At 65.7% G+C, this 7,187-nt stretch carries 7 protein-coding genes and 2 pseudogenes; 6 read left to right on the plus strand and 3 right to left on the minus strand.

Annotated elements, in window-relative coordinates:
• Positions 1 to 38 precede the first annotated feature (38 nt).
• Positions 39 to 707, plus strand: a complete 669-nt coding sequence (gene npdG / locus KM295_RS08545) for an NADPH-dependent F420 reductase (RefSeq protein WP_256029525.1) — start codon at positions 39 to 41, stop codon at positions 705 to 707.
• Positions 708 to 733: 26 nt separating this feature from the next.
• Here the strand turns inward: npdG and KM295_RS08550 are convergent, their stop codons facing one another.
• A complete protein-coding gene (locus KM295_RS08550) occupies positions 734 to 1,786 on the minus strand; it encodes a PrsW family intramembrane metalloprotease (protein WP_256029526.1) in 1,053 nt (350 codons plus the stop codon).
• Positions 1,787 to 1,922: 136 nt separating this feature from the next.
• On the opposite strand from KM295_RS08550, the gene KM295_RS08555 reads away from it, so the two are divergent.
• Both KM295_RS08555 and KM295_RS08560 read left to right on the plus strand, forming a co-directional pair.
• Positions 1,923 to 2,297 (plus strand): DUF7532 family protein, encoded by a 375-nt coding sequence (locus KM295_RS08555; protein ID WP_256029527.1) that lies wholly within the window; start codon positions 1,923 to 1,925, stop codon positions 2,295 to 2,297.
• Positions 2,294 to 3,673 carry a ribonuclease FAU-1 family protein gene (locus KM295_RS08560; RefSeq protein WP_256029528.1) on the plus strand — a complete coding sequence of 460 codons (1,380 nt, stop codon included), beginning with the start codon at positions 2,294 to 2,296 and terminating at the stop codon, positions 3,671 to 3,673. Before KM295_RS08555 ends, KM295_RS08560 begins: the two co-directional genes overlap by 4 nt.
• A 401-nt stretch (positions 3,674 to 4,074) precedes the next feature.
• Here the strand turns inward: KM295_RS08560 and KM295_RS08565 are convergent, their stop codons facing one another.
• Both KM295_RS08565 and KM295_RS08570 read right to left on the minus strand, forming a co-directional pair.
• Positions 4,075 to 4,254 (minus strand): DUF7317 family protein, encoded by a 180-nt coding sequence (locus tag KM295_RS08565; RefSeq protein WP_256029529.1) that lies wholly within the window; start codon positions 4,252 to 4,254, stop codon positions 4,075 to 4,077.
• Between the two features lie 346 nt (positions 4,255 to 4,600).
• Positions 4,601 to 4,837: pseudogene (locus tag KM295_RS08570) on the minus strand (IS6 family transposase); the annotation flags it as partial.
• Positions 4,838 to 5,356: 519 nt separating this feature from the next.
• Between KM295_RS08570 and KM295_RS08575 the strand changes: the two are divergent.
• The 3 genes and pseudogenes from KM295_RS08575 to KM295_RS08585 all read left to right on the plus strand — a co-directional run.
• Positions 5,357 to 5,881, plus strand: a complete 525-nt coding sequence (locus KM295_RS08575; protein WP_256029530.1) for an amino acid-binding protein — start codon at positions 5,357 to 5,359, stop codon at positions 5,879 to 5,881.
• Positions 5,878 to 6,825 (plus strand): homoserine dehydrogenase, encoded by a 948-nt coding sequence (locus tag KM295_RS08580; protein ID WP_256029531.1) that lies wholly within the window; start codon positions 5,878 to 5,880, stop codon positions 6,823 to 6,825. Before KM295_RS08575 ends, KM295_RS08580 begins: the two co-directional genes overlap by 4 nt.
• A gap of 132 nt (positions 6,826 to 6,957) precedes the next feature.
• A pseudogene (locus KM295_RS08585) lies at positions 6,958 to 7,187 on the plus strand (GTP-binding protein); the annotation flags it as partial.

Raw genomic sequence — 7,187 nt, forward strand, 5'->3', positions numbered from 1 at the left:
TCACAACCGTTAACCCGCCGCCGGCCGGAGACAGGAGTATGCGAATCGCACTCCTCGGCGGTACCGGCGACATCGGACGCGGGCTCGCGCTCCGGTGGGGTCGCGATACGGACCACGAACTCCTCGTCGGCTCTCGGGACCCCGAGAAGGCGCGCGATCGGGCCGAGGCGTACGCCGCCGAACTCGACGAGCGCGGAATCGAGGCCGATTACAAGGGCTTCGAGAACGCGATGGCGGCCGATCGGGCCGACGTCGCCGTCCTCGCCGTGCCCGCCTACCACCTCGTCGACACCGTCGAGGCGGTCGCCGGTCGTCTCGACCCCGGGACGGTACTGGTCACGCCGGCAGTCGGGATGCGGCGCGACGAGGACGGCTTTCACTACAACCGCCCCGGGGCCGGCAGCGTCGCCGCCCTCGCGGCGTCGGCGAAACCCGACGACGTCCCGCTGGTCGGCGCCTTCCATAACCTCCCGGCGGGCGGGCTGGCCGACCTCGACAACGACTTCGAGTGGGACACGCTCGTCTTCGGCGAGGACGACGACGCGACGGCGACCGTCTCGGACCTCGCGGCGGAGATCGAGGGGCTCCGTCCGCTCGACGCCGGCGGCATCGCGAACGCCCCGGAGATCGAGGCGCTGACGCCGCTTCTGATAAACGTCGCGATGCAAAACGAGGGCTTGCAGGATCTGGGCGTGCAGTTCCGGTAACCGTCCGTCGGCGCCGCTTCACCGCCTCACCGCGTCGCCGGATCGAACTCCGTTTTCTCGACCTCGAACTCCGAGGCTCGCTCGGCGCCCTCGTGGGCCTGCCGGTAGGCCGCCTCGTAGCGTTTCAGCTTCCGGTAGAGGATATACAGGAAGACGCCCTGGTAGACGACGACGAACCCGAAGAACAACACGAGGACCGGCACCCCGGGAACGAGGAGGCTGACGAGCCCCGGCACCAGTCCGACCAGCGTGTTGTACGTGGCGTGGATGAACGCCGCGATGAGCAGTCCCTTGGCGACGATCGGCCCGGCGTTCTCGCGGTTGAACTTCGCCAGTCCCAGATAGTAGCCGGCGAACGCCGAGTAGACGACGTGGCCCGGCCCCGCCAGCCCGCGGACGGCGGCTATCTGCCCGCCCGCCTGGATCGTTTCGGTAACCCCGCCCACGAGGCCGCCACTCGTCTGTAACAGCACCGACGCCGGCGTCTGGAGGTTCTGGGTGATATAGAGGACGTTCTCGATCGCGGCAAAGCCCAGCCCGGCCATCGCCCCGTAGACGGCGCCGTCGACGACCGAGTCGAACCGGCTGTCTCGGTACGGGTACAGCCAGACGGCGAGCAGTTTGACCGACTCCTCTACCGGCCCGACGACGAGGTAGAAAAAGAGGACGATCCCCACGAGCGGAAACAGCTGGACGAAGCCGAAGACGGTGTTGATGATCGCCGCGAAGCCGGCAAACAGCACCGAGAGGACGAAGGTCGCCAGGAGCAATCCGGGCGGTTCCCTAGTCGTGATATCGGTCCGGTAGATGTACAGCGCCAGGACGCCGGCCGGAACGGCCGAAAACGCCGCCAGCCCGAGGATGAAGGGGTCGTCGATGATCAGCCCGCCGGCCCCGCTGACGGCCAAAATGACGAGCAGGATGAACACCCCGAGGGCGACGACGAACCGCCGTCCGGCCCTGAGGATCCCTCGATACGTCCGGATCGCGAGCCGATCGAGCGCGGTCCGTGGCTCCCAGTCGGCGATGTCGTAGAGATCCTCCGAGTCGTCGGCTCGCGTCTCGACCGGATCTTTCATACGAGGACTCTCTCGCGGTATCCCCCTAACCTTTCCGCCGCCAACCGTCCGTCTCCCGCCCTATCGTCGCCCCCGCCGCTGCTCGCCGGCCGGGGGAAGCCGGGACGCTTTCAACGATCGGCCACGAACGGCGGGCATGCACTTCGACCAGCGCACCCAGACGGCGCTCCGGGAGTTCGGGCTCTCGACCGCGGAGATCGCCGAGGTCTCCGGGTCGGTCCTCGAGGCGACCGCCGCCGAGGCCGACGCTATCGAGAGCTTTCTCGCGGACCTCGATACCGTGTACTCGGATATGGACATGGCTCACTCCTCGGCGGAGTTCCCCAAACACGACCTCGTCGGCGTCGATCTCTACACCCACGCCGCCGACCTCCGGGGGTACGTCCACTTCGATGGGTGGGGCGCCTACGTCGAGGACGGTCGCGTCCTCTCGGAGTCGGTCGTCGAGTTGACGCTCGGCCCGGAGATCCACGATCGGGTCCGCCTTGCGGCCGACCGAACCGAGCTATGAACGTCCGGATCCGCGGCATCTACACGACCGCCCTCACCGAGCTGCTCCGGGACGAACACGACATCGTCTCGGCGTCGCCGCCGATCCGCGAGCGGTTCGACGAGCCGTTCCCGGCCGCCGTCGCCGACGCCACGGTCCGGACGACCGACGACCGGCTGGGTATCGGCGTGGCCGGCGAACCCGAGGCCGTCTCCGGGCTACGGGGCCGGCTCGAGTCGATCGGCCGGGACACGCTCGCCTGGCGTGCGCCCGCGCCGAAAGGCGCCGTTTTCGCCGGCGAGGTCACGGAGACGCTCGGCTCCGGCGCGGTCGTCGATCTCGGCTCGGTCGACGGCGATCGGGTGTCGGGGTTTCTCCCCTACGATCGCGTCGACGGCTACGTCGACGAGGGCGACCGCTACCGCCTACAGGTCGCGTCCCCGGCCCCGCCCTGGAGTGACCGTCGGCCGACGCTCGCGACCGATCTCCGCGTTCCCGGCGGTCTCGTCGAACTCCGCCGCGACGGGAGCGGCTCGCGGGGCGAGACCGCCCGGATGGCACAGCTCCTCCCCGTCGACCCGGCCGAGGGCTGGACGCCCCGGTGGTCGCCGGCCGCCGAGGAGGCTTCCCTCGATGCGATGGCCGAGGCGCTCCGGCGGGTCAACGACCGGGCCGAGGCCCTCACGGCGGCGGTCGCCGACGCGGATGAATATCCCGGCCGGATCGTCGCCCCGCAGGCCGGCGCGTGGCTGTGGTTCGGCCGCGAGAGCCGGTTCGAACTGGACGAGTATCGCCGCCGGGTGGCGACCACTATGACCGGCCACCACCGAACGAAGGCCGCCGACGAGGCCGCAAGCGCCGCGGTCGATTTCGTCGAGGCCCTCTGTGAGCCGGCCGGCGAGTTCCCGTTCGGGGCCGTTACCCGGCAGTTCGGGCCGGTCGCGGGCGATCGGATCGCGATCGAACACGGCAAGCCGGACGGCCGGACCGTCACGCTTGGCCGCGGCGAGGTCACCGAGGTCGATCCCGACGGTTCGATCACGCTCGAACGGGAGATGTCCGGCGGCGGCACCTACGACGCGCTCGGCGTCGAGCGGGTCGAAGGCGACATCGCGACGACGACGTTCGTCGAGGGGCGGTGGTGGTACGCGACCGTTTATAAAGGAGCCGACGGCGAGCGCCGCGGTACCTACGTCAACGTCTGTACGCCCGTCGAGGTCTTCCCCGGCGCGGTCCGGTACGTCGACCTCCACGTCGACGTCGTGAAAGGCCCCGACGGCGAGGTCCGGCGGGTCGACGACGACGAACTCGACGAATCCGTCGAGGCCGGCCAGGTCTCGGAACCGCTGGCCGACCGGGCTCGGGAGGTCGCCGCCTCGATCGAGAACGCCCTGTAATCGCCGGCGTATGACATCCTCCTCGGCGTGAACACCGAGGTTTCCTCTCGCATGGAACAGGCCGTTCCTGAACCACCGGAGGCAAGATTCCCCTCGCGGGTACTCTGGTTTGTGTGTTGTTCGTCGGTCCCGGGTGGGAGTGGTGTGCTTGAGTATCCGCTTGAACCACACAGGCCGTGCCATCGACCTGACTCAGCCTCACGACGGAGTCTCACGTTGGGCAGGCTCGCGTTTTTGATAACGGAGGAACGCCAAACCACTTCCAATTTTCCCAAGTGAACTATCTAAATACAGGGGTTTGATTGGATTAAAACTTCTGTCTGTATGGTGGGTTGTCGGATTCACGCCCGCCGTGAACGACGGGACTCTCTGCTTGAATCAGGTAGTTTCTCGGGAACCCGTCAGTTGATTCGACGTTCGTCCACCCCGTCGTGATCGCATTCACGGACCGCGATCCCCCGCGAGCGTAGCGCCGATACGACTTTCGCCGTCGAAACGTCGCCGTGCTTGGCTGCGCCTTCGAGTGTGAGCGTCCCGCTCCGGTACAGCGTCAGTGCCGCCGTGAGTGTCCGGGATGACATGTGGGCTTCGTCAGAACATCCCCGGTGTAGTTTATTAAACCTTTCGTGGGAATAGATAGCATATTGTTTCGTTATACTCCGATATTGGTGCTCTATATGAATATTCTATCCCTAAAACAAACATTATCCAAATTTCTAATCGACTCGATATCGATTCCGAGTAGAGCGCGACACGGCGCTACGGAGACTCACACGCCGAAAGAAACCGAATATCCGGTCGCTCGTCGGGAACCGGCTACGACCGTCCGCCTCATGCGGTAACAGCGAGAAACCCCACGGCTTTAGCATTGTGCTGGCCTACAGTGATGAGGGCGTCATAGCAGTACTTCCGAGGTTTAATTGGCTATCGACCGCTTTCTGAGTGAATTTTACCGTAATAAACCTCGGAAGTACTGGTCTGAACGGTTGATCGAGCCCGCTCGACACCAAATATTTCAAGAATAGAAACTGTATTCGAAAGTGACAAGCCAGCAAGATGGGGATGAATACCGAGTTTCATCAGCAATTTCGGTGTCGCTTCTCGTTTCACAAAACCTAATTCGATCTGGTCGATACTACCGCTGAGGCGTGTGTTTTCGGGCATGAACAACTCAGAAAACACACCGCCTCACTCGTCATCCTTATCTGAACACCGCCCGCGGCGGCGACAGAAAGTTTAATAACCACAGGTGACACCTGTTTCGAACGCATGACGCGGAGTGTCGCATCCGAGCACGCACGCTTCGACAGCGGTGACTCCGGGAACACAGTCGTCGGCATCCACGGTACTATTGGGGCTCTCAAGTAGCCCCACCATCATACTATTCTCGATCCGGTCCGGTTCGAAACGCCCGATAACCAACCCCATCGCCGGTATGCCGGCGACGCTACAGACCCGCCGAACGGATGTCAAAACGCACGACAGCTACCGAAGCAACGACCGACGAATCGCCCGGACGACCAGTCACGGCCAGTGTCGACGCCGCCATCACAGCGCTCGAAGCCGGCGGCAGCGAGAACGTCACGACGGCCAAAGAACAGGGTATCGCCCGCGTAAATGACCGCGTTCATATATCCGGCGGTCTTGAAAACGAACAATGGATCAACGTACGGAGGTGAACCGATGAGCGAGACGGACGTCCGATCGTATACGGTCCGGCTGGAACTCGTCGACGAGCCGGGGGAGCTGTTGCGCGCCCTCGAACCGATCGCGAACAACGGGGGGAACCTGCTTTCGATCTTCCACGAGCGCGGGAACCTCACGCCCAGGGGGCACATCCCGGTCGAGGTCGACCTGGAGGCGACGGAGACACAGTTCGAGACGATCGTCGGGGCCCTCCGAGAGGCGGGCGTCAACGTGATCCAGGCCGGCGCCGAGCGCTACAGCGAGGAGTTGACCGTCGTCCTGGTCGGCCACCTCGTGGCGACGGATCTTTCGGATACGCTCCGGCAGTTCACCGAGTGTGGCGGCGTCTCGGTCGGCGACGTGTCGCTTTCGGCCCCGCAGGGAACCGAAGGGGAATCCAGTGCCCGGCTCAGACTCGAGGCGATCGAGGGCCAGACGGGCGACGCTCTGGAGACCGCCCGGACGGTCGCCGACGAGAAGGGGCTGCGTCTGATCGAGCCGCTAACGGAGGAGGGGCCATGAGACTCGCCGTGATGGGTGCCGGAGCCGTCGGCACCGCGGTACTCGAGTTGGCCGGCGAGTACGGCCACGACGTCGTCGGGGTCGCCGACTCCTCGAGCGGCGTCGTCGAGGACGGGGGAGTGGATCCGGACGGCGTCGTCTCCCGGAAGCGCAAGCGCGGGATCGTCGGCGACGGGACGCCCGAAGCCGTCCTCGGCGCCGACTACGACGTCCTCGTCGAGGCGACGCCGACGACGCTCGGGGATGCCGAGCCCGGCTTCTCGCACGTCGAGCGGGCGCTCGGACGCGACCGTCACGCTGTGTTGGCGAACAAAGGACCGGTCGCCGAACGCTACGACGAGGTCCGGGCGCTGGAGGCCGACTCCGGGGGGACCGTCCTCTTCGAGGCGGCCGTCGGCGGCGCGATCCCGATCCTGTCGACGATCGACGACCTCAACGGACAGGTGGCCGCGGCACGCGGCGTTCTCAACGGGACGGCGAACTTCATACTCAGCCGGATGGCCGCCGAGGGGATCGATTACGAGCACGTACTCGCGGAGGCCCAAGACCTCGGGGTCGCCGAGGCCGACCCGGCCTTCGACGTCGAGGGAACCGACGCCGCGCTGAAGTGTGTCATCCTCGCGAACGTCCTCTATGAGGGGACCTACACGCTCGCCGACGCGGAGGTCGAAGGGATCGCGGATCTGCCGGGCAGCGCCCTGGAGTTGGCCGCCGAGGACGGCCGGACGATCCGGCTTGTCGGCGAGGTCTCCGACGGCAACGTCCGTGTCGGACCGCGGCTCGTCCCCGAAAACGGAACGTTGGCGGTCTCGGGGACGCTCAACATCGTCCAACTGGAGACGAACCACGCCGGACGGTTGAACATCTCGGGGCGGGGCGCCGGCGGCCCCGAGACGGCGAGTGCGGTACTCGCGGATATCGGCCGGCTACCGGAACTGTCGTAGCGGTCGTCGCTCCCCGTGGTATCGGCTCGCAAACCGCCCGAGGCGCCCGGATTCGGGCGAATCCCTTTCGAAATCGTTTTACGGGGCACCGACAAATGATCCCGATACAGCGCATCCGCGCGTGAGACAATAATGAGCGACAAACCACACCAGAACCTGGCCGTCATCGGCCACGTCGACCACGGAAAGAGCACGATGGTCGGGCGGCTCCTCTTCGAGACGGGGAGCGTACCCGAACACGTCATCGAGCAGTACCGAGAGGAAGCCGAAGAGAGGGCAAAGGCGGCTTCGAGTTCGCCTACGTGATGGACAACCTCGCCGAGGAGCGAGAGCGAGGTGTCACCATCGACATCGCCCACCAG

Source organism: Natronomonas aquatica (genome assembly GCF_024449025.1).
GTDB lineage: Archaea > Halobacteriota > Halobacteria > Halobacteriales > Haloarculaceae > Natronomonas > Natronomonas aquatica.